This is a genomic window from Variovorax sp. S12S4 (genome assembly GCF_023195515.1).
GTDB lineage: Bacteria > Pseudomonadota > Gammaproteobacteria > Burkholderiales > Burkholderiaceae_C > Variovorax.
The window spans coordinates 5,381,437-5,400,717 of sequence record NZ_JALPKR020000002.1 but is presented as its reverse complement, the minus strand read 5'-3'; the positions used below and the strand labels follow the sequence as shown (position 1 = coordinate 5,400,717).

Sequence of the window (19,281 nt, the reverse complement as noted above, 5' to 3'; positions counted from 1 at the left end):
GAAAGGCTCGCCATGCCCGCACCTCCCGCAAGAACAGAAATCTCCGACACCTATCCAAACCCTAGCAACGCAGTCGCCCGAAGCGGCTTCGGGAAGCTGTACGACTACGTGGTCGGCCTGCTGGGGGCGACTGGCAATGCGGAAGAGGCGCGCACGGCACTTGGCCTGCCCACGGGGCAGGCTTCGTCCGACGGCACCTCCGGCTACTACAAGTTCCCATCGTGGATGGGCGGGCTGATTGTTCAATGGTATCGGGGCAACGTCATCGCCGACGCTGGGGGCTCTGCCAGCGTGACGCTGCCCATCACCAACCCCACGATGACTTTCATGGCGCTGGCCATTCCGGTAGCCGCATGGACGAGTGCCCGGGCGTACAGCTGCTACGTCAATGATGTGGGCATCTTCCAGACGGCGGTCACTGTGTTTTTCCGCTATCAGGACGGCGCGGGCGGCGTGAACAACCTCCCCGGCACCATCGGCGTCTCCCTCCTGGCGATTGGAAAATAAAATGCGATTCTCACCGTCCACTTCAGGCTGGTATCCTGAATCGATTCACTACCCCAACTTGCCCGACGACCTGGTTACGGTCTCGGAGGCCACCTATCAGAGCCTCCAAGGCAAGCGCGTGGTCCCGGACGCCCACGGTCAGCCCGTCGCATGGACTGCACCCGTTGTGGTCATGACGCCGGCCGAGAAGCGAACGGCCCTCAAAGCAGCCGCCACAGCGAAGCGCTGGGAAGCCGAGACGCAAGGCATTACGATGCCATCAGGTGCGGTGATCGGGACCACCATCGACGATCAGAACCGCATCAGCAATGCGACGGCCCACGCCATCCGCATGGGCCTACAAAGCGTGCGTTTCAAGGACGCCGAAAACAACTTCCAAAGCATTCCACTGGCGGACCTGACGGCCATTGCCGATGCTGTGGCGCTGCACGTTCAGGCGTGCTTCGACGCCGAGGCGGCGCACTTCGAAGCCATCGGTGCACTTCCGGGCGATCAGCTGGACGCCTACGACATCACGACCGGCTGGCCGGCATGACCGGCTGAGGAAAACAAAATGTCAGAAGTACCAGTCCCATCGATCGACGTTGTCGATCCTGATGCTACCTCAGTGGTTCTTGGTGTTGTCACTGGCGGCCAGGTCAAGAACTTGAGGGCGGCGCCGTCGTTCGGACAGCTCGCCGCTGACGATGGCTCGGAGTTGCTTGGATTCATGCCGTCTGGCATTGGTGCGGCTGCGGCGAAGGTTGCGGAGGCTCTGGATGTATTCAAGCAGTTCCCGTCCGGCCAGTTCTACCCGGAGTACGGCGGCAAAGTAAATCGCGTTCAAGACCGCTTGTTTGTCGGTGATGCAGCGCTGAATCCGGGGACCAATGTCACCGTGCAGCCGGACTGGCTGACCACGTACCAAATCGCGAAAGGGAGGACCAACGGCTTCATGCAGATTTCGCAAGCCGCCATCCTTAACAACAGCACAGAGAGTGCTTCGATTGCGCTCATCACTGGTGCGCAAACGCTGAACCTGCTCGACAACTACAACTCAATCGCCGTCACCGGCATTGCCGTTGCCAACAAGACAACCGGCGGTGGCCACGCATACGCCGGCTATTTCGAGGCGTACCGAGAGGTGGGTGTGACCGGCGGCGCCTATGGCATCGAACTGGACGTGATGAACTATGCCGCGGCAGCTGTCACCGACCCGTACCAGCAGGCAACCGGGCAGACGGTAGGCATCCAGATTGCCGCAGGCGGCGAGTATCCGTCGGCGGGGCAGTTCGATGTGTCGGCGGCGGTCAACATCCAAAAGAATGTTGGCAGCACCTTCACGCGAGGCATCGTCTTTGGGTCCACCTCGCTGACCGGCGCAGACGGCACCACCGGCACCGCGGAGGCCATCGCCATGGGCAACGGTCACAAGATCGTTTGGTACAGCGGCGCAGGCGTCCTCACGAACTCCATCTACAGCGTCGCAACCACCGCAGCCGAGTCCATCGAGCAACGGTTTGTGAATGCTGCCATCAACTTCCGAACCCACCTCGGCAAGCCGGTGTTCCAAATCTCTGCTGCAGCGGGTGGCGCCGGGGTTAACTACCTGTCCGCACAGGGCGCCAACGCGGCTGGCGCTCCCACTTTGGCTGCAGCTGGGGACGACACCAACATCGACTTGCGACTGTTGGGCAAGGGAACGGGCGTGCTCTCGTTCGGCACGTACACGGCCGGCGTTGTGGCGCAAGCCGGCTACATCACGGTCAAAGATTCTGGCGGCACCGTCCGTCGCTTATTGGTGGGTTGATTCACATGCTCTACGAATTCAAAGACCTGTCGCAGCAAGAGCTGCAGGTGATCTTCCAGGGGCTGGGTGAGCTGCCGCTGAAGATGGGGCTGAACGTGTTCGGCAAGTTGCAGCAGCAGATCGCAGCGCAGGACGAGAAGAACGCTACGCCTCTACAAGCAACTGGGTTACAGGATGCTCCCTGATTCCAGCCATGACCACACCCCACATCAAACCCGCTTCGGCGGGTTTTCTTTGCTTGAAAGGCTTCGATGTCACAACAACCCATTGCCGACATCTTCGGCGTGGCCGTCCTGATTGCCGCGCTGCTCTTTTCGAGCGAGGTCGCTGCAGTGGTCGGCCCGTACATGGTCATCGTGGTGGCCGCCACGCTCGGCGCCAGCTTCAAGGTGGCCAGGCGCGAGAAGACCACGCGCACCAGCGCCATCCTTTTCTTCTTGCGCGTGGTCGGCATGGCCGTCCTGTTTACCTCTGCCGTAGCTGCAGCGCTCAACGCCTACCGGCCCGAGCTTTCGCCGCGTGTGACCGTTGCCCCCATCGCCTTGCTGATTGGCTTCGTCGATTGGCCATGGGCGTTGGGCAAGGTGGTGGATCTGGCACTCGCCGCCCTACAGCGCCTTTTCGGCGGCAAGGGAGGTGCATCGTGAGAGAGCTCTACCTCTACGCCATCGGCAATCTTCTGGTCTGCGGCGCGATCGCGTTTATCGCGCTGTGCCGGCTCAACGCCATGCGCGACGGCGTGTTGCTCCGCGTGCGCCTCGAATACGCCGTCTATGTCGGCGGTGCTACGGCTTCCGCCTTCCAGCCGCTCTGGGGCGAATGGCCGCAGCGCGGCTCCATCGCAATCGCCGTGGCCCTGCTCGTCGGCCTGCTGTGTAGTGGCCGTGCCTGGGCCGGAGATGTGCCGCCGGACGTAGCGACGGATCACGCCCCTTTGTCTGATCTTCCGGAGGTCTCGAAATGACGCTCGACGAAATCACCCGTACTGCAATCGAGCCTGCGCTGCATTGGCTGCCACGGAAGATGAACACGATTGAGGCCCTCGTCGAGATGTTGACGATCGGCCTGCAGGAATCGCGATTCGAGCATCGCTACCAAGTGCTGAACGATCCGAACAAGAAGGGGCCGGCTCGATCGTTCTGGCAGGGCGAGCAGGGCGGCGGAATGGTGGCTGGCGTCATGAGTCATCCGGCCAGCAAAGATCTCGCTCGCGCAGCCTGCACGGCTCACAGCGTCGCGTTTACGACCCGGGCTGTGTGGGAGGCCATCGAGACGAACGACGTGCTTGCGGCCATCCTGGCTCGCCTGCTGTTGTGGACCGAGCCAGGCCCTTTGCCGCGAGTGACGGACGCATCAGGTGCATGGGCGCTTTACTTGCGCGGATGGCGCCCTGGGGCATACGACCGCGGCTCGGCGGATGAGCGTGCAGCGCTGCGCATGAAGTGGGAGCGCAACCACCGCCAGGTGCGCAAGTTCTTGGGGTTTCCATGAGCGCGATCGCAGGGCTCTTCGCGCTGTTGCCTGGATGGCTGTGGGCCGGCCTGCTGGCCGCTAGTGTCCTGAATGGCTGCTGGGTGGAACACCAGCGTGACGGCGCCAAGAACGACCTGCACGAGCTGCAGGCCGCCACCGCCAAGGCCGAAAGCGCGCGGATGCAAGTCGCACTGCTGGCCAACGCGAATTTCCGGAAATTTGAACATCAACAGGCGGCCGCGGCCGCGGAGCTCGAGCATGCAAACCAGGTCCGTAAACAAGCTGCTGAAGGCGTCGACCGCAGCAATCGTGATGACGTTGACAGGTTGCGGCGCGATGTCGCGCGGCTCGACGCCGTCGCCCGAAGTGGTGGGCTGCCCAGCGCCGCCGCCTATCCCCGCGAGCTTGCGGCAAGCCGGCGAGCGGCTGAAAACGCAAGAAGACTATTCCTTGCGTGCACAGCGGAATATCAGGACCTGGCGAGCGGAGCTCAACGCGACGCCATCGACCTCGGCACCGGAGTGAGCTATTCCGAACTGGTGCAAACGCCTGCACCGAAAGGTGATGGAGCGCCGCCCTGAAAAAGAACAAGGCGACCTGCCGCAGTGGACCTTCGGATCCGCTCATGTTGCTCAAACTCTTTTAGCGACGAGATCTTGAAACTCGTTGATGATTCCCTCCACAAGGCCCACAAGCTCTTTCAATGTCTGAATAATCGGCAGCTTAGCGAGGGCACTGTCGGGTGTGAAGAAGTGCTGAATCGTGCTTTCCTCGACTGAGGCCGAGTGGTTCTTCGGATCTTCTAGATCAAGAGAGGCGCTGATCCTTACGTTCATCTGTTTCTCTGTCTCGAGGATTGCACGGTGCTTGTCGGCCACATCCAGGTCGTGAATGGCGCGCAGCCGAACGTTCCCGTCCTTGTAAGGGGCGAATTTTTTGAGAAGAGTGACTGCGTCTGTACCCGCACGCAAAAATTTCTTGTCTTTAATTTGGCCGTCGAGTGCGTCCACAGATTCTGCGAACGGGAAGTAGACGCCCTTGTCGCTCTCTTTGTTGATTCGCGCGAGTTCGGAGGCCATGAGATCAAGGGATGCTCTGAGATTGTGAATCGCATCCCCGAGTATTGCTGCCGCATCCAGACGAAGTCCCGTCCATTCGATGTGAAGAACCGGAGGATCGACCGTCACGTCTATCCGTGCGGCGCTAAGCGCCGTCTTGTTGTAAGTCTCAAACTCGCTGTCCAGTTCGTCGATGAATTTGACGGCTCGGCGGAGCTTCGTACGCGATCCGGCAAAGTGTTCGGTGCTCATGGGACTCCTGTGTAATACGTCAGACGGCCCAGGCACTTTAGCAATCCTTACCATTCCGCCGCGCTGGCGATCGAGTTCAGGCCGCAGCGTGCGCCGTGAAGATCGACTGGGCGCTGTAGCGTTCACGAGCCCGTGTCCGGCGCCCGATGACCTCGCAGAGCCGGCGCCCCAGAAAGAACTAGAGGCGTGGGCGGCGTTGTGGATCGGCGCCTATGGGTGCGAGCGGTCGAAGCGCATGGGTCTGATCGATTCCTGGCCGCGCTGACGTTCGCAAGTAGTACGATTTGCGTCCCCCACCATCAGACGATTGAAGTACTGGAGCAACGCTATGGCGCCTTCGGAGCGGTTTCATCACGGAGAGTGGACATTCGACTTGTTCGTTTTGCCGGTAGAAGATGCCGGCAGCTTTTCCGGCACTGTGGACATATCTCAGGGGCGACAACATCGCTGCAAGCTCGTGCTAACAAAGCCCGCAACTTCGCGAGAGGTGGGGCTCGCGGCATTGAGAGCACAGTGCCTGGCGTGGGTCGCAGACCAGATGCCGCCGCCCGATTGAACCAGAACCCGGGCGAGTGCTGATCAACGAGAGGGATGGTTCTGCCGGGGAGCCCGTTTCCCGAGCGCTTTCGCGAGGTGACGATTGGCCACTGCTCTGGCGTGTTTCGCTAACGCGAGATCTTCTGGAGTGGGCGCAGCGGACTCGCCCCGAAAGTAGGCGACGAGTTTCTTGTTCAAGCAGGCCTCAGCTTCACGAGCGAGACGCTCCAGCTCCCTCCATATCTGCAGGGATGCCACAAATTCGGAACCTCGATATGCCATGGTGAGTCGCGCAACATAACGGCCGAATCATGACCATCGCAGCGGGCCTTAGCGTAGGAGAGTGTCGCAAGCGGTGCCACTTTTGGCAGCCTAAGGCAGTTGGCTTACGCAAGAGTCCTGCGCCGCACGGCGTCAGTCGCCAGCAGCGCGCTCGGAGTAAATGTGAATTCTTCCCATATCCTACCTTTCACTGGATTGCCGTCTGACACGACGGCTTGGGCGTCGGAATATCTTCGAGTTCCCCCGCAAGGGGCGATGCGGGAAGCGCCAGTCCCCTAGAACAAATCGCATCGAACACGACAAGAACCATGCCTTTGCTCTACTTGCTTTACCTGCAGAACGTCGCCTTGCCTAAGGTGGTGACCAGACCTGAAGACGTTCAGTATGTGAGCGTGTTGAAGGCAACGGGGCTGATCGAAGCGGACATAGCGCCCGCATCGGACCCCATAGGCAAGTACCACGTGGCTCGGACGGCCACCGTCACTCGCATCACCGAAGACGGCATTGCTGAAATCAACAGGTTGCTCGAAGCGCCGCGGCGCAATGCGAGGACGCTGCAGATAGCTCGGAACATCGCGCGGCGCCCCTCACTTGCCTAAGCGCCGCCGCGCTATTCGTAGGCTTGACTTTCCACGGGGACCACGTGCCACACCTGGCGGTGCTCGATCAGCCGAAGTTCACCGTCAATCTTCTGCGTCTCGAACTCAATGCCAGAGACCAAGAAGCCTGGGCCCTTGAAGGGCAGTATCTCGGGATCGACCATGCAGCCTCTCCCAGCCATTTGCGCGGTGCCATACGACACATAGAGATTTGCCACGACGAGGTTGCGCGCCGAGTTGTTCTTGTCTCGGTCAGATTCCAAGATGGTGACGGTGTATCGCGCGGCCGGCATCCGCTCGCTGGGTTTCAGGCGCAGGCCGTTGCGCATGAGGAAAGTGACGTCAGCGAAGAACATGAACGTGCGCCACGAAACGGACAAATACAGGGGGAGGCATCACGGGCCTTAGTACCTTGGTGCTGTACAAATATACAGTATATTGGTGATAATGGACCCATGGAAAACGTGCCCGCGACCCTCTGGATTGCCGCCTGCGCGCACCGGCTGCAGCAGCAGTGGCATACCGTCGATCCGCTTGAGCTGGAGGATGTCGCGCGTGATTTGTGGCGCGATGAACGCCTTCGAGCTATGCCGCCTGATGAAGCGGCATTGGATTGGCTGAGGCCAATCACAGAGACAACCTAGATCGCTCCGGAGGTCATAACTGCTTCGGCGGGCGGCCCGCATCCGAGCCTGGCTGGCGAAGTCAGGAAAAGACCATCGCCAGAATCACGAGGAACGCCAAGAAGAGTACGACGCCGAGCTCGCCGACTAACGTGAAGCCGAGGGCGACGAAACGCGGCAAGCGGCTGGCGAATGCTCGCAATCGGTCTGCCGACGGGTGGCCGCGGGGAAACATCGCCGCGGCGACAAGGCAGCTGATGATGACCAGTGCGGCGAGCACCAGTGCTCCGGCCGCGCACGCCAGCAGAAGCCCAAATACAGGAAAGTAGTTCATCGCTCAGTGCAATGCTACGCGTATCCGTTCAAGTATGGCTTTGCTGATCGGAGGCGTAGGTTTTGGCGTAGGTTTCAGTGAAACAGCGGTGTTTTCACTTGAGGGTGCACGTCTACCATTGAACTACACCCGCATCTGGCAACCCGTTGATTTCTACGAGTTATCGAGCTGAGTGCGTGATTCTACAGAGAGAAGTTGGATACCCGGTCAACCGGTCCCTTCCTCACGAAATCGGGCATCTCCCATCTTTGCGAGTTCGGTGAAGCCGGCCTCCGTGATGCGAAGCACCGTGGCAGCGCGTGATGTGGCATAGCGAACCGTGGACTCCAGGGCCTGGATCTCAGCTTCGATCAGACCGGTAGCCAAAAGGACCGAGACGTGCCTGACGTCCTCCGGATTGGCGACACGAACCGGAAGCCGCGCATGCAGCAGCCGCATCAAGAACGAGAGGGGCATTCGAGTCTCCGAGTGCCGGCGCTTGTTCTTCGATCTGCCAGGAAATGCCGGCCATTTCTGGTCGGCGGAATGTAGCTACAAGTGCAACTCGGTCGCCACTACTTGCTTATAAGTTAGAACCATTTCTGAGAAATATTTCACACTTACTGCTGGGCTGGCCTTCTTTGCCTTCGGTCTGAGTGCCATTTAACTTGAGTCGGATGACGATGCAGGCACCCGCCTGTAGTTCACCTCGACCGCAAGCGCTTCCTCCCCGCCCGGCGTGATGTTGAACATGCGAATGTCCAGGTGTTCCGCGCCAGGCTGCGACACCTCGGTGCGCCAGCCCCAGCGTTCCCCGCCCGTGCCGGTGCCGTAGCTGCCCAGCGCGCCGAAGCGCCCGTCCTCCACTCGGCCGGTGCTGAACATGATCGACGTGCCAGTGCCGAAGCTCTCGCCCCAGGCGCACTCGAAGGTGTCTTCATCGAGGTGGTAGCCCCAGAGCGCGACACCCTCGAAAGGCTCGCCGCTGCAACGGCCTTCGTACTCGTGCAGCAGGAACCGGCCGCGGCCGACGAGGCGGATGGTGCCGCGCTGTACCGATTCATCAGCCGGTTTGCCGGGCTCGAACCAGAGCCGGAAGCGGCCTTCCCAGTTGCCGGCCATCGCAGCCAGCCGGTGATGCATTCCGCCAGACGCGGCGGATCGTTCGAACGCTTCTTTGGTCATGAGGCCTCTCGTGAGCGGGGTGCTGCCGCGGGAGATGTCGGGTTCATGGCTCGGCATGGTGCGCCACCCGCGCAAACCCGACTTTTTTGCCCAACTAATGTAGACACCGTCACATTGCCTCAAAACAATCCGGCACCCTCAGGTTCAACAAAAAGCATTCGTTGAGGGGATCAAGAAATGCACCTGCTCTTCTTGCTGCGGCTCCAGCATGTGGAGTTGCCTGCCGAGATCGTGAGGCCCGAAGAAATCAAGCATGTTTCGGTTCTCAAGGCCACTGGCTTGGTAGAAGCGGAAATTGCACCGGCCATCGACCCATCCGGCAAGTTCAACATGGCGCGGACCGCCATCGTCACGGCAATCACCGAAGACGGCATTGCCGAGATCATGAAGTTGCGCACCGAACGGATGCGGCCCGCAACGACATGGCGGGCAGCCAGGCGGCGCCGAAAGCAATGCATCCGATGCGGCGCTCCCCATCAGCCGAACGCTCCGGTTTGCAGCTGCTGCCCGGCACCTGAATCGGAATCCGGCGCGCCGATCTGACTGACCGGAAGGCCGGAAGAAGGCCTGAAGAATGCCGAAGCAGCGAGAAACCGCGCTCGTCCGACACGGTGCGGCTTGCGCATCGCCGACGATCCGGCGATGTCAACGCTCCGGAGCATTGCCGTCACCGTCATCGAAGTGGAAGAGGGCGCCTATCGCTGGCGCCTGGTCGAGCTTGGCGACGAGGAGCTGGGGCAGGGCTGGAGCGTGCTGCGCCAGCAGCCGAGGGCGATGAAGACCTACAAGGCCGCGATGGCCGCGGGCCTGGTCGAGCTGCAGAAGATGATCGAAGACCTCGACCTGGGGCCTCGGGAGCAAGAAGAGCCCGGCCTGGCGAAACCAGCGAAGAAGAGTGGACCGGTGTTCGGGTTCGGCTTCGGGCTGCCAAAGCTCGGCTGAAGGGCAAAAGAAGCCGAGTCTTCAAACAGGGCCGTACAGCGCCCTGATGTGCCGGCCCGCATTGGCCGAGGCCGAATCGCCGTAGCCGTCACCCACCGCAGCGCACAGTTCGGCAATGCCGTGGGCGAACTCGATGTGCATCTGGTCGAGCCGTTCACCCGGCTTGATGATGCCGACCTCGGCCGCCAGCGCGGTGAAATTGGTCTCGGGGTCGCGCACCAACTGCTCGGGCTCGGGCGTGTTTTCGAAATGCTGGCGCGCCACGTCGGCGGGTTGCCGATCGCCCACCACCCGCACCAGGCTGAGGCCCTGGTCGATCAAAAATTCATGATCGGCCCGCCCACCGGCCAGCCGCGTCCATTCGGCGGCGAACAGCGACGCCCATTCGAGGCGGGCATTTCTTGGGGCAAATTCAGGCATTTCGCTAAATCCAGCAAAGTACCTCTAAAGTATACATCTGCGTTCTTGGAATTTGTGAGCGAATTCACCCCTTGCAGCCGGCCGCCAGCCTCATCAACGCAGGAAAACATGCTCCATGAACTGCCTGATGGGGTACTGGATCATGGTTTGCACCCCGGCCGGCAGTTCCAGCGGGCGCATCAGCATCTTGAGGGTGGCGCCGGCGCTCAGGTTTGTGCGCACGGTGCTGTTCAGGCGGGCGCTCAGCTGCTGGACAAAGGCGGTGTCGCCAGCGCGCTCGGGCGAACGGGTGCGCACCACGTGGCGAATGGCGCAGTCGGCGTCTTCGCTTTTCAGCTCCAGCGTGCGCCGGCCGATGGTGCCCAGCACGCGGAAGCGGCTGAGCCGCTCCTCATCGCGGTAGCGGCGAAAAAAGCGGTAGAAATGCTTGTAGTGGCTCACCTCGTCGGCCGCAATGCGGCTGGCCAGATCGCGCAGCACCGGTTCGTCCGTGCTGCGCGCCATGGCGCGGTAGTAGGTGGCGGTGCCGGTTTCGACCACGCAGCGTGCCGTCATTTCGAGCCCGCGCGTGGGGGCGAGCAGCTCGACCTTGCAGTAGGTGGCGTATTCATCGAGAAAGCCGCGGTAGGCGGCTTCCCAGTCGAACTCGGGCCACACATGGGCCACGTAGGCGCGCAGGGCCTTGCCGTGCTGCAGTTCCTCGGCCTCCCAGTGGTGGGTGAGCCAGTCGGTCACCTCGTCGTCGCCGCGAAAAAAATCGACCAGGTTCTGGGTGTAGAGGTCCGAGCCGCTTTCAATGAAGGAGGCGGAGGCAACGAGGTAGAAAAGATTCTCGTCCCGGCGGACTTCGTCGCGCGCAATGCGCGAAAACTCCAGATCCTCGATCTTCCAGTGTGGCGCCTCATGACCTGCCATGCATGCTCCTTGATTCACGTCGGGATGAAAAAGCCATTGGGACGAAGCCGAACGCATTTGGTTCTCCCCGGGCGGCCCATGGTAGCGGCGCTCCCCACGGCCAGCTGACTGCGGCCCCGGCAAGGCGCGGGGCGGTAGCCAAACCTATAATCGTTTGTTCAAGCAAATCAAGCAGTTAGGTCGGTTCGACGCAGTGGGTTCGACGAGAGGGTCGCCATCGCCAGGCCGCCCTCGACAGAAGACGAAATCCAAAGATGAGCCAGCCCACATTCACGGTCGCGGACATCCGCAAGACCTTTCTCGATTTCTTCGCCTCCAAGGGCCACACGGTGGTGGCCTCGAGTTCGCTGGTGCCGGGCAACGACCCGACGCTGATGTTCACGAACTCGGGCATGGTCCAGTTCAAGGACGTGTTCCTGGGCGAAGACAAGCGCAACTACGTGCGCGCTGCCTCGGTGCAGGCGTGCCTGCGTGCCGGCGGCAAGCACAACGACCTCGAGAACGTGGGCTACACCGCGCGCCACCACACCTTCTTCGAGATGCTGGGCAACTGGAGCTTCGGCGACTACTTCAAGCGCGAATCGCTCAAGTGGGCCTTCGAGCTGCTGACCGAGGTGTACAAGCTGCCGGCTGAAAAACTCTGGGCCACGGTCTACATCGAGGACGACGAGGCCTACGACATCTGGACGAAAGAAATCGGCCTGCCGCCGGAGCGTGTGGTGCGCATCGGCGACAACAAGGGCGGCCGCTACATGTCCGACAACTTCTGGATGATGGCCGACACGGGCCCCTGCGGCCCGTGCTCCGAAATCTTCTACGACCACGGCCCCGAGATTCCCGGCGGCCCGCCCGGCAGCCCCGATGAAGACGGCGACCGCTACATCGAGATCTGGAACAACGTGTTCATGCAGTTCGACATGCAGCCCGACGGCTCGGTCAAGAAGCTGCCGGCACCGTGCGTCGACACCGGCATGGGCTTGGAGCGGCTCGCTGCCATCCTGCAGCACGTGCACAGCAATTACGAAATCGACATCTTCGACGCGCTCATCAAGGCCGCCGGCCGCGAAACTGGCACGCAAGACCTGTCGAACAACTCGCTGCGCGTGATTGCCGACCACATTCGCGCCACCTCGTTCCTGGTGGCCGACGGCGTCATTCCGTCGAACGAGGGCCGCGGCTATGTGCAGCGCCGCATCGTGCGCCGCGCCATCCGCCACGGCTACAAGCTGGGCCAGAAGAAGCCGTTCTTCCACAAGCTGGTGCCCGACTTGGTCAAGCTGATGGGCGATGCGTACCCCAAGCTGGTGGCCGATGAAAAACGCATCACCGAGACGCTGAAGGCGGAGGAAGAGCGCTTCTTCGAAACGCTCGCCAACGGCATGGAAATTCTCGACGCGGCGCTTGCCAACGGCGCCAAGACGCTGCCGGGCGACGTGGCCTTCAAGCTGCACGACACCTACGGCTTTCCGCTCGACCTGTCGGCCGACGTGTGCCGCGAGCGCGGCGTGAGCGTGGACGAGGCCGGCTTCAACGCCGCCATGGAAAAGCAGAAGGCCGCAGGCCGTGCGGCCGGCAAGTTCAAGATGGACCGCAACGTCGAATACGGCGGTGCGGGCAACGTCTTTACCGGCTATGAACACCTCGAAGAAAGCGCCAAGGTCGTGGCGCTGTACTTCGAAGGCGCAGCCGTGCAGGAACTGAAAGAAGGCCAGCCCGGCATCGTGGTGCTCGACACCACCCCGTTCTATTCGGAGAGCGGCGGCCAGGTCGGTGACCAGGGCGTGCTCGTGGCCGAAGGCGTGCAGTTCGGCGTGGAAGACACGCAGAAGATCAAGGCCGACGTGTTCGGCCACCATGGCACGCAAACGCAGGGCACGCTGAAGGTGGGCGACACGGTCAAGGCAGCGGTCGACACCGCGCGCCGCGACGCGACCATGCGCAACCACTCGGTCACTCACCTGATGCACAAGGCCCTGCGCGAAGTGCTCGGCGACCACGTGCAGCAGAAGGGCTCCCTGGTCGATGCCGACAAGACGCGCTTCGACTTCGCGCACAACGCGGCCGTCACGCACGACCAAATCCTCGAGATCGAGAAGCGCGTGAACGCCGAGATCCTCGCCAACACCGAAACGCACGCCCGTGTGATGGACATGGAGTCGGCCCAGAAGACCGGCGCCATGATGTTGTTCGGTGAAAAGTACGGCGAGAGCGTGCGCGTGCTCGACATCGGCACCAGCCGCGAACTCTGCGGCGGCACCCACGTGGGCCGCACGGGTGACATCGGCATGTTCAAGATCGTGAGCGAAGGCGGTGTGGCGGCCGGCGTGCGCCGTATCGAAGCGGTCACTGGCGCCAACGCGCTCAGCTACTTGCAAGACCTCGAATCCACCGTGCAGAGCGTGGCCGCGACGCTCAAGTCGCCCACTGCAGAGTTGCAGGGCCGCCTCACGCAGGTGCTGGAGCAGGTGAGGGCGCTGGAGCGCGAAGTGGGCGCGCTCAAGGGCAAGCTCGCTTCGTCCAAGGGCGACGAACTGGTGTCGCAGGCCATCGACGTGAACGGCATCAAGGTGCTGGCCGCCAAGCTCGACGGCGCCGACGCCAAGACGCTGCGCGACACCATGGACAAGCTCAAGGACAAGCTCAAGACCGCGGTGATCGTGCTGGCCGCGGCCGACGGCGCCAAGGTGCAAGTGGCCGCGGGCGTGACCAACGACACCGTGGGCAAGGTCAAGGCCGGCGAGCTGGTCAACTTTGTTGCGCAGCAAGTGGGCGGCAAGGGCGGCGGCAAGGCCGACATGGCCATGGCCGGCGGCACCGATGCCGCGGGCCTGCCCGCAGCGCTCCAGTCGGTGCAAGCCTGGGTGGCGGAACGCACCTGATGGCCGCCACCGAGGTGCTCGGCTCCCCTCCCGGCGAAGTGCTGGTGATGGGAGCGGGCACCATCGGTTGCTTCATCGGCGGCAGCCTTGCCGCGGCCGGTGTTCCGGTTACTTTTGTCGGCCGCCCGCGCGTGCTGCAAAGCCTTGCGGCGCACGGCCTTGCGCTCAGCGATCTGGAAGGCGGCTCGCACCGCTTGCCCGCTGCCAGCCTGCGCCTGAGTGACCAGGTGCCTGTCGGTGCCACGCCGGCGCTGGTTCTGTTGTGCGTGAAGAGCGGAGCCACGGCCGAGGCGGCCGCTGAGCTTGCCTTTGCGCTGCCCGCGGGCACCACGGTCGTCTCGCTGCAGAACGGCATTTCCAATTGCAAAGAGGCATCGAAGGCCGGCCCCACGCTCGGCTTGCTGCCCGGCATGGTGCCCTACAACGTGGCGGAAACGGGGCCGGGCGCCTTCCACCGGGGCACGGCAGGGCGGCTGGCCGCAAAGGACGACGCGGCTCTACGGCCCTGGCTGCCGGTGTTCGAGCGTGCCGGCATTCCCCTCGACCTGTACGCCGACCTGCTGCCCGTGCAATGGGGCAAGCTGCTGCTCAATCTCAACAATCCCGTCAACGCGCTCTCGGGCCTGCCGCTGCGCGATGAGCTGCTGCAGCGCGGCTACCGGTGCTGCTTTGCCGCGCTGATCGATGAGGCGCTGGGTGTGCTCGGCAGCGCCGGCATTGCGCCCGCACAGGTGGCCGCGGTACCGGCGCGGCGGCTCTCAACAGTGCTGCGGCTGCCCGACTGGCTGTTTCGCATCGTTGCGGCGCGCATGCTGCGCATCGATGCCAATGCACGCTCCAGCATGGCGGACGACCTGGCACTCGGGCGGCGCACCGAAATCGATGCGCTCAGCGGCGAGGTCGTGCGGCTTGCGCACGACCAGGACATGGAAGCGCCGCGCAACGCAAGGATGTCGGCGTTGCTCGAAGAGTGGCCGCGGCAGCCCAGGCGCTGGACCGCACGGCAATTGCAAGACGCGCTCTGGCTTTAACGCCGCAATGAATGCATGCATCTGTGGCTGCATGGTCACATGGCATGCGCCGGTTTCGCCGCCGCCAAGCGCGTTCAAAAAGAAGAAGGAACCATCTTCGTAGTGCATTGCTTGCATGCGTTCAATGACTCCCTTTGTCGTATGGCGCGCGAACATTTTGAGAGGGAAAAGTTCCGTACTTCGTTGACGCTGTTGCATTCGATCAGCTAAAAATGTTCGCACTTCCAAGGAGGGAGAGCGCACGTGAAGCTATTCATAACAGCCCACAAGAACTTGCCGTCGCAACTCCGATTTCACGCCTTCGCGGCAAGTGAATATGCAGTCGAGCGCGAGATAGAACACACCGCCAGCCACGCCGCTGAAAACGCAGCGTTGACGCGCGCGCGCTAGGCCACCTTCTCGAGCATTCAGGCTCGGCCCGCACAGCCTTCCATCGCCCTCGCGCATCGACGGGAATGGAACCCCTCGCTCCCCGCATCCTGGGACCACCTGCCTGACCGCGGTGTGGCTCGGCGTTGCTCGCGTTTTCCTGCGAACGTTTCGTTCGCCGGGAGGGCGCGGTGCTGCCTGCTCGTTCGATGTTCAGTTCCATTCCATTCCATTCATCACCGCGCGCGCTCGCGCACGGCCGGCTATCCGCCGGTACATGCGGGGCGGTGCCTGTCTTTACCAAGAGGCGATCATCATGAAGAAACTTGTCAAGCCAGTCGTCAACAACCTTGCCATTACCGCCGTGACTCTTGCCGCGCTGGCAGCCTGCGGCGGCGGAGGAGGCGGCGGCGAATCCTCCTTGGGAGGCACAGCACTGAGTGCCCCGGGGCCATCGGCAGACAGTGCGGCGTCGCCCAAGGCGCCCGACGACGGACCCGCTCTCGCGCCCGATGCGGCGCTGGCCCAGGTCGACCGCTCCGTGAAGCCGATGGAGTTGCCCGATACCGTCTGGCCCATCAACTACAAGCTCTGGTTCAGGCCCGATGCCGCGCTCAAGACCTTTGTGGGGCGCGGCGACGTGGAGATAGAAGTGCTCAAGCCGGTAGACGCCATCGTGGTGGCCGCGCACAACCTGAAGTTTGCCAACGGCCGCACCACCTTGCGCAAGCTGTCGAATCCCTCCGAGGTGATTGCGCTGGTGCCCACGCCCCAGACGCTGGGCGACTTCGTACAGCTGCGGCGCAACGACGGGCAGATTGCCAAGGGCAAGTACCTGCTGCACATGGAGTGGGACGGCAAGATCCAGTTCTCCGACGCGGAGTACTGCCCGCCCGACGAGATGGCGCGCAACCCGTTCTGCTCGGCGGCAACCGGCATCTTCAAGGTGGGCCTTTCCACGCCCGAGGGCGTGAGCAGCGATGCCATCGTGACGCAGGGCGAAACCAACTTTGCGCGGCAATGGTTCCCGGGTTGGGACGAGCCGGCGTTTCGCCATACCTTCGAGATTTCCGCCGAGGTGCCGGGCGACTGGCAAACGGTGTCGAATGCCGCGCAGAAGTCGGCCGTCAAGCTGCCCGACGGCTACCAGCAGGTGGCGTTCGAGAAGACGCCTTCCATGCCGATGTATCTGGCCTTCTTCGGCGGCGGCAAGTTCGACATTCTTTCGGACACCTTCAAGAACCCGCTGGACGGCAGCGAGATGCCGCTGCGCTGGTTCACGCCGCCGGGCCGTTCCACCTGGGCCACCTTTGCCATGGAGTGGACCAAGGTGGCCATGGACTACTACTACAACTACACCGGCATTCCGCTGCCGTTCAAGAAGTTCGACACCGTGGCGGCCAACGACAGCTACGACAACAAGCCGAACACCGGCTTCGGCGGCATGGAGAACTGGGGCTCGATCTTCGAGTTTGCCGACCGCGTGCTCACCAAGCCGGGCGACACGCCCACGCTGTATTCGGTGACGGTGGTCACGCACGAAATTGCGCACCAGTGGTTCGGCGACCTGGTCACGCTCGACTGGTGGGACAACGTGTGGCTCAACGAATCGTTCGCGCGCTGGTTCGACCGCCGCACCACGATCAAATTCCATCCGAACTATTACAGCTTCTCCGACTACGTGCTCGACAAGCACAGCGTGATCGTGGCCGACCTGAAGGACACGGCGGTGCCGGTGCAGCGCAACCTCAACGACGCGGGTTCGTTCGGCTTCATCAGCCCTTCGATCTTCGTCTACAACAAGGGCAGCCACGTGCTGGAGATGGTGCAGAACTACATCGGCGAAGAAGCGATGCAGAAGGGCTTGCAGATCTACTTGAAGGACTACGCATTCGGCAATGCCACGCCCTCGCGGCTGTGGAACTCCATTGAGAAAGCCAGTGGCGGCAAGAGGGTGGCCGACATCGGCGACAGCTTCATCCGGCAGACCGGCGTGCCCCTTTTGACCGTGGACGCGCAATGCGCGGGCGACCGCACCTTCGTGTCGATCGCCCAGGAGCCGTTCCCCAACCAGAACGCCTATCCGGCGTCGTCGTGGACCATTCCGGTGACGCTGGCCTATGGCGATGCGATGGAGCAGCGCAAGACCTTTGTCATGGCGACCAGCACCACGCAGCTGGAGCTTCCGGGCTGCACCGCGGTGCTTGCCGGGCCGACCGGGCAGGACTACTACGTGAGCAACTACAGCACGCAGTCGTGGAGCGACTTGCTGGCGAAGGCGCAGAACTTTGCCGACAACAAGCCGCTGCTGCTCAACATCGAGCGGGACGCATTCCGGCTGCTGTCGGTGGGGCGCATCACGCAGGGACAGTATGACCAGATCAAGGGCGTGATCAACCTGCCATCGACACTCCTGGCCAAGACGGAGGCAAGCCAGCAGAAGATGATGGCGCAGGATGCCGGCGGCAAGGAAGACTACCCGCATGCGCTGCGCTACCAGGGCAGCCTGAAGCTGCGCGAGAACCAGAAGCGCTGAGGGGCACCGCCATGAAGAGAACATTGAGCTACCTTGCGGTCGGCGTGTCTGCACTGCTGTTGTTGTCAGGCTGCGGCGCGGGCGGTGGACCGGAGGCGGAGCTGGTCGGCGTCTATGCCGTGAAGAAGAACGGCGCGCTGAAAGAGCTGGTGAAGATCGAGCGGCAGGGCGGCCGCTACATCATGCGCGACAAGGTTCGAACGCCCGAGTGGAGCGAACCCAAGATGCAGATGCAGCCGGTGACGCGCGAGGCCTGGCGCAGGATCACCACCGACACCGAGAACACCGCCTTCGTCGGCGTGTCGAGCGACCAGCTTGCCATCTTCAAGGTGCCGCCGGGGTGGCAGAAGAACAGCTTCAAGACCGAGACAGGCTATTTCCTGTTCTATTCGCAGGGGCCGGTGGAGGCGTACAAGCTGTAATGCGGCGCTTGCGCTTGCGTTGAAGGGAGAGGGCGCGGGTTCGGGTTCGGGTTCGGGTTCATTCAGGGCGCGCACCCGCCGACGGGGTACCTTTCTCCGCGAATGTCCCCCGGCCTGCGGCCTCCTCCTTTATTTCGCTGCGCAAGGCACCCCGCCAGCGGGTGCGTGTTCAGAGCACTGGTTGATCAGCGCTACACCAGCCGCGTGCCCAAGTGCACAGGGCATCGGGTGCTCCGCGCAGCGAAATAAAGGAGGAGGGGCGAAGCCCCGGGGACATTCGCGGAGGGGAGTACCCGGTGGCCTTTGCACAAGCCCTGAACAACAGCGCTAAAAAAACTACAGAGCCGCCCCAGTGGAGGCAGGCGCCACGATCGCACCTTCGATGCGATGGCGCGCCAGTGCATCGGCGACAAAGCCGCTGGCCTTCATCTCCTCGACAAAAGCCGCCAGCAGCGCCTGCGCCTCGGCACCGCGGCTCGCGGGCGTGCCCATGGCCTGCTGGATCACCATGAAGCGGCCGGGCAGCACGCGCACGCCTGGTTCGCGCTGTGCCTCGCCTTCGAGCAGCTGGCGAATGCCGGCCGCCACTTCGACCGCACCCGAGCGCAGTGCCGCCAACGCAGCGGCCGCGCCCTGGAGCCGGACGATCTCGGCCTCTTTGATCTCGCGCGTGAGGAACAGGTCATAGGCGCTGCCCGCACCGACCGAAATGCGATGACCCGCGCGATCGACTTGCTCGTTGCCGGTGAGCTCCGACGAGTCACGCACGAGGTAGCTGCCTTCGATCAGCACATAGGGCGCAGTGAAGAGCAACCCTTCGCTGCGCGCGGGGTCGATGGCGAAGAAGCCGATGTCGGCCTTCTCGTTCTTCACCGCATCGACCGACGCCGCCGCCTTTTCGAACACCACGAGCTCCACGCCCACGCCAAGCCGCCGTGCGAACTCGCGTGCGAGATCGATCGAGACGCCCACCGGTTCGCCCGTGGCCGCGTCCTTGTTCGCAAGAATCGGGTTGCCCAGGTTGATTGACGCGCGCAGCGTGCCGCCGGGCGCGAAGGCGGAAACAAGAGCGGGTGCAATGGCGTGTTGCGGCTGGGTCATGGCGTCCATCGTTGCAGGAAGATGATGTACGCCAGTTTACTGACCCGC

At 62.7% G+C, this 19,281-nt stretch carries 25 protein-coding genes; 17 read left to right on the top strand and 8 right to left on the bottom strand.

Features of this window, described 5'->3' with window-relative positions; all coding sequences use genetic code 11:
- The first annotated feature begins 12 nt into the window (after positions 1-12).
- From M0765_RS26445 to M0765_RS26410, 8 genes are all read left to right on the top strand, one after another.
- Positions 13-507 (top strand): gp53-like domain-containing protein, encoded by a 495-nt coding sequence (locus tag M0765_RS26445; RefSeq protein ID WP_258507161.1) that lies wholly within the window; start codon positions 13-15, stop codon positions 505-507.
- A 1-nt stretch (position 508) separates the two neighbouring features.
- Complete coding sequence (locus tag M0765_RS26440) at positions 509-1,042, top strand: DUF4376 domain-containing protein (protein ID WP_258507160.1); 534 nt, start codon at positions 509-511, stop codon at positions 1,040-1,042.
- Positions 1,043-1,060: 18 nt separating this feature from the next.
- Positions 1,061-2,296: a hypothetical protein gene (locus M0765_RS26435; RefSeq protein WP_258507159.1), complete on the top strand. Its 1,236-nt coding sequence runs from the start codon at positions 1,061-1,063 to the stop codon at positions 2,294-2,296.
- Positions 2,297-2,301: 5 nt separating this feature from the next.
- Positions 2,302-2,481, top strand: a complete 180-nt coding sequence (locus M0765_RS26430) for a hypothetical protein (RefSeq protein WP_258507157.1) — start codon at positions 2,302-2,304, stop codon at positions 2,479-2,481.
- Between the two features lie 66 nt (positions 2,482-2,547).
- On the top strand, positions 2,548-2,943 hold the full coding sequence (locus tag M0765_RS26425; RefSeq protein ID WP_258507155.1) for a hypothetical protein: 396 nt from the start codon (positions 2,548-2,550) through the stop codon (positions 2,941-2,943).
- A complete protein-coding gene (locus M0765_RS26420) occupies positions 2,940-3,260 on the top strand; it encodes a hypothetical protein (protein ID WP_258507154.1) in 321 nt (106 codons plus the stop codon). Before M0765_RS26425 ends, M0765_RS26420 begins: the two co-directional genes overlap by 4 nt.
- Positions 3,257-3,787 carry a hypothetical protein gene (locus M0765_RS26415; protein ID WP_258507153.1) on the top strand — a complete coding sequence of 177 codons (531 nt, stop codon included), beginning with the start codon at positions 3,257-3,259 and terminating at the stop codon, positions 3,785-3,787. The genes M0765_RS26420 and M0765_RS26415 overlap by 4 nt, the downstream gene beginning before the upstream one ends.
- Positions 3,784-4,350, top strand: coding sequence for a hypothetical protein (locus M0765_RS26410; RefSeq protein WP_258507152.1), 567 nt, complete (start codon positions 3,784-3,786; stop codon positions 4,348-4,350). Before M0765_RS26415 ends, M0765_RS26410 begins: the two co-directional genes overlap by 4 nt.
- A 51-nt stretch (positions 4,351-4,401) precedes the next feature.
- Here M0765_RS26410 and M0765_RS26405 read toward each other — a convergent pair whose 3' ends face one another.
- A complete protein-coding gene (locus tag M0765_RS26405; protein ID WP_258507150.1) occupies positions 4,402-5,079 on the bottom strand; it encodes a hypothetical protein in 678 nt (225 codons plus the stop codon).
- A 1,127-nt stretch (positions 5,080-6,206) separates the two neighbouring features.
- On the opposite strand from M0765_RS26405, the gene M0765_RS26400 reads away from it, so the two are divergent.
- Complete coding sequence (locus M0765_RS26400) at positions 6,207-6,497, top strand: hypothetical protein (RefSeq protein ID WP_258507147.1); 291 nt, start codon at positions 6,207-6,209, stop codon at positions 6,495-6,497.
- An 11-nt stretch (positions 6,498-6,508) separates the two neighbouring features.
- Here M0765_RS26400 and M0765_RS26395 read toward each other — a convergent pair whose 3' ends face one another.
- Positions 6,509-6,853, bottom strand: coding sequence for a hypothetical protein (locus tag M0765_RS26395; protein ID WP_258507146.1), 345 nt, complete (start codon positions 6,851-6,853; stop codon positions 6,509-6,511).
- Positions 6,854-6,952: 99 nt separating this feature from the next.
- Between M0765_RS26395 and M0765_RS26390 the strand changes: the two genes are divergently transcribed.
- Entirely contained in the window at positions 6,953-7,141 is a 189-nt protein-coding gene (locus tag M0765_RS26390; RefSeq protein ID WP_258507145.1) for a hypothetical protein, read from the top strand.
- Positions 7,142-7,202: 61 nt separating this feature from the next.
- On the opposite strand, the gene M0765_RS26385 is transcribed toward M0765_RS26390, so the two are convergent.
- The 3 genes from M0765_RS26385 to M0765_RS26375 form a co-directional block, all read right to left on the bottom strand.
- Positions 7,203-7,454 carry a hypothetical protein gene (locus M0765_RS26385; RefSeq protein ID WP_258507142.1) on the bottom strand — a complete coding sequence of 84 codons (252 nt, stop codon included), beginning with the start codon at positions 7,452-7,454 and terminating at the stop codon, positions 7,203-7,205.
- A gap of 207 nt (positions 7,455-7,661) precedes the next feature.
- Entirely contained in the window at positions 7,662-7,910 is a 249-nt protein-coding gene (locus M0765_RS26380; protein WP_258507139.1) for a hypothetical protein, read from the bottom strand.
- Positions 7,911-8,096: 186 nt separating this feature from the next.
- The gene (locus tag M0765_RS26375) at positions 8,097-8,618 is read right to left on the bottom strand and encodes a DUF1579 domain-containing protein (protein WP_258507138.1); all 522 of its coding nucleotides are present in this window, start codon (positions 8,616-8,618) and stop codon (positions 8,097-8,099) included.
- A 192-nt stretch (positions 8,619-8,810) separates the two neighbouring features.
- On the opposite strand from M0765_RS26375, the gene M0765_RS26370 reads away from it, so the two are divergent.
- Entirely contained in the window at positions 8,811-9,161 is a 351-nt protein-coding gene (locus tag M0765_RS26370) for a hypothetical protein (protein WP_258507137.1), read from the top strand.
- Between the two features lie 99 nt (positions 9,162-9,260).
- Positions 9,261-9,560 (top strand): hypothetical protein, encoded by a 300-nt coding sequence (locus tag M0765_RS26365; RefSeq protein WP_258507135.1) that lies wholly within the window; start codon positions 9,261-9,263, stop codon positions 9,558-9,560.
- A 21-nt stretch (positions 9,561-9,581) separates the two neighbouring features.
- Here M0765_RS26365 and M0765_RS26360 read toward each other — a convergent pair whose 3' ends face one another.
- Together M0765_RS26360 and M0765_RS26355 are read right to left on the bottom strand one after the other, a co-directional pair.
- Entirely contained in the window at positions 9,582-9,980 is a 399-nt protein-coding gene (locus M0765_RS26360; RefSeq protein ID WP_258507134.1) for a hypothetical protein, read from the bottom strand.
- A 93-nt stretch (positions 9,981-10,073) separates the two neighbouring features.
- On the bottom strand, positions 10,074-10,895 hold the full coding sequence (locus M0765_RS26355; RefSeq protein ID WP_258507131.1) for a ferritin-like domain-containing protein: 822 nt from the start codon (positions 10,893-10,895) through the stop codon (positions 10,074-10,076).
- Positions 10,896-11,149: 254 nt separating this feature from the next.
- Here M0765_RS26355 and alaS point away from each other — a divergent pair, with 254 nt between their 5' ends.
- From alaS to M0765_RS26330, 5 genes are all read left to right on the top strand, one after another.
- Positions 11,150-13,774: an alanine--tRNA ligase gene (gene alaS, locus M0765_RS26350; RefSeq protein ID WP_258507129.1), complete on the top strand. Its 2,625-nt coding sequence runs from the start codon at positions 11,150-11,152 to the stop codon at positions 13,772-13,774.
- Entirely contained in the window at positions 13,774-14,805 is a 1,032-nt protein-coding gene (locus tag M0765_RS26345; protein ID WP_258507128.1) for a 2-dehydropantoate 2-reductase, read from the top strand. The genes alaS and M0765_RS26345 overlap by 1 nt, the downstream gene beginning before the upstream one ends.
- Before the next feature lie 15 nt (positions 14,806-14,820).
- Entirely contained in the window at positions 14,821-15,015 is a 195-nt protein-coding gene (locus M0765_RS26340) for a hypothetical protein (protein ID WP_258507127.1), read from the top strand.
- Between the two features lie 475 nt (positions 15,016-15,490).
- On the top strand, positions 15,491-17,710 hold the full coding sequence (locus M0765_RS26335) for a M1 family metallopeptidase (RefSeq protein WP_258507125.1): 2,220 nt from the start codon (positions 15,491-15,493) through the stop codon (positions 17,708-17,710).
- Between the two features lie 11 nt (positions 17,711-17,721).
- Entirely contained in the window at positions 17,722-18,132 is a 411-nt protein-coding gene (locus M0765_RS26330; protein WP_258507124.1) for a hypothetical protein, read from the top strand.
- Between the two features lie 336 nt (positions 18,133-18,468).
- Here the strand turns inward: M0765_RS26330 and M0765_RS26325 are convergent, their stop codons facing one another.
- On the bottom strand, positions 18,469-19,233 hold the full coding sequence (locus tag M0765_RS26325) for a transporter substrate-binding domain-containing protein (protein WP_258507122.1): 765 nt from the start codon (positions 19,231-19,233) through the stop codon (positions 18,469-18,471).
- Between the last annotated feature and the right edge of the window lie 48 nt (positions 19,234-19,281).

What these genes read in the sequence shown, in the direction of transcription:
- M0765_RS26330 (WP_258507124.1), top strand. Translation starts at nt 17,722, where the DNA reads ATGAAGAGAACATTGAGCTACCTTGCGGTCGGCGTGTCTGCACTGCTG.
- M0765_RS26440 (WP_258507160.1), top strand. Translation starts at nt 509, where the DNA reads ATGCGATTCTCACCGTCCACTTCAGGCTGGTATCCTGAATCGATTCAC.
- M0765_RS26335 (WP_258507125.1), top strand. Translation starts at nt 15,491, where the DNA reads ATGAAGAAACTTGTCAAGCCAGTCGTCAACAACCTTGCCATTACCGCC.
- M0765_RS26325 (WP_258507122.1), bottom strand. Translation starts at nt 19,233, where the DNA reads ATGACCCAGCCGCAACACGCCATTGCACCCGCTCTTGTTTCCGCCTTC.
- M0765_RS26405 (WP_258507150.1), bottom strand. Translation starts at nt 5,079, where the DNA reads ATGAGCACCGAACACTTTGCCGGATCGCGTACGAAGCTCCGCCGAGCC.
- M0765_RS26395 (WP_258507146.1), bottom strand. Translation starts at nt 6,853, where the DNA reads ATGTTCTTCGCTGACGTCACTTTCCTCATGCGCAACGGCCTGCGCCTG.
- M0765_RS26425 (WP_258507155.1), top strand. Translation starts at nt 2,548, where the DNA reads ATGTCACAACAACCCATTGCCGACATCTTCGGCGTGGCCGTCCTGATT.
- M0765_RS26445 (WP_258507161.1), top strand. Translation starts at nt 13, where the DNA reads ATGCCCGCACCTCCCGCAAGAACAGAAATCTCCGACACCTATCCAAAC.
- alaS (WP_258507129.1), top strand. Translation starts at nt 11,150, where the DNA reads ATGAGCCAGCCCACATTCACGGTCGCGGACATCCGCAAGACCTTTCTC.
- M0765_RS26355 (WP_258507131.1), bottom strand. Translation starts at nt 10,895, where the DNA reads ATGGCAGGTCATGAGGCGCCACACTGGAAGATCGAGGATCTGGAGTTT.
- M0765_RS26365 (WP_258507135.1), top strand. Translation starts at nt 9,261, where the DNA reads ATGTCAACGCTCCGGAGCATTGCCGTCACCGTCATCGAAGTGGAAGAG.
- M0765_RS26340 (WP_258507127.1), top strand. Translation starts at nt 14,821, where the DNA reads ATGCATCTGTGGCTGCATGGTCACATGGCATGCGCCGGTTTCGCCGCC.
- M0765_RS26380 (WP_258507139.1), bottom strand. Translation starts at nt 7,910, where the DNA reads ATGCCCCTCTCGTTCTTGATGCGGCTGCTGCATGCGCGGCTTCCGGTT.
- M0765_RS26390 (WP_258507145.1), top strand. Translation starts at nt 6,953, where the DNA reads ATGGAAAACGTGCCCGCGACCCTCTGGATTGCCGCCTGCGCGCACCGG.
- M0765_RS26415 (WP_258507153.1), top strand. Translation starts at nt 3,257, where the DNA reads ATGACGCTCGACGAAATCACCCGTACTGCAATCGAGCCTGCGCTGCAT.
- M0765_RS26345 (WP_258507128.1), top strand. Translation starts at nt 13,774, where the DNA reads ATGGCCGCCACCGAGGTGCTCGGCTCCCCTCCCGGCGAAGTGCTGGTG.
- M0765_RS26360 (WP_258507134.1), bottom strand. Translation starts at nt 9,980, where the DNA reads ATGCCTGAATTTGCCCCAAGAAATGCCCGCCTCGAATGGGCGTCGCTG.
- M0765_RS26410 (WP_258507152.1), top strand. Translation starts at nt 3,784, where the DNA reads ATGAGCGCGATCGCAGGGCTCTTCGCGCTGTTGCCTGGATGGCTGTGG.
- M0765_RS26400 (WP_258507147.1), top strand. Translation starts at nt 6,207, where the DNA reads ATGCCTTTGCTCTACTTGCTTTACCTGCAGAACGTCGCCTTGCCTAAG.
- M0765_RS26375 (WP_258507138.1), bottom strand. Translation starts at nt 8,618, where the DNA reads ATGACCAAAGAAGCGTTCGAACGATCCGCCGCGTCTGGCGGAATGCAT.
- M0765_RS26430 (WP_258507157.1), top strand. Translation starts at nt 2,302, where the DNA reads ATGCTCTACGAATTCAAAGACCTGTCGCAGCAAGAGCTGCAGGTGATC.
- M0765_RS26435 (WP_258507159.1), top strand. Translation starts at nt 1,061, where the DNA reads ATGTCAGAAGTACCAGTCCCATCGATCGACGTTGTCGATCCTGATGCT.
- M0765_RS26385 (WP_258507142.1), bottom strand. Translation starts at nt 7,454, where the DNA reads ATGAACTACTTTCCTGTATTTGGGCTTCTGCTGGCGTGCGCGGCCGGA.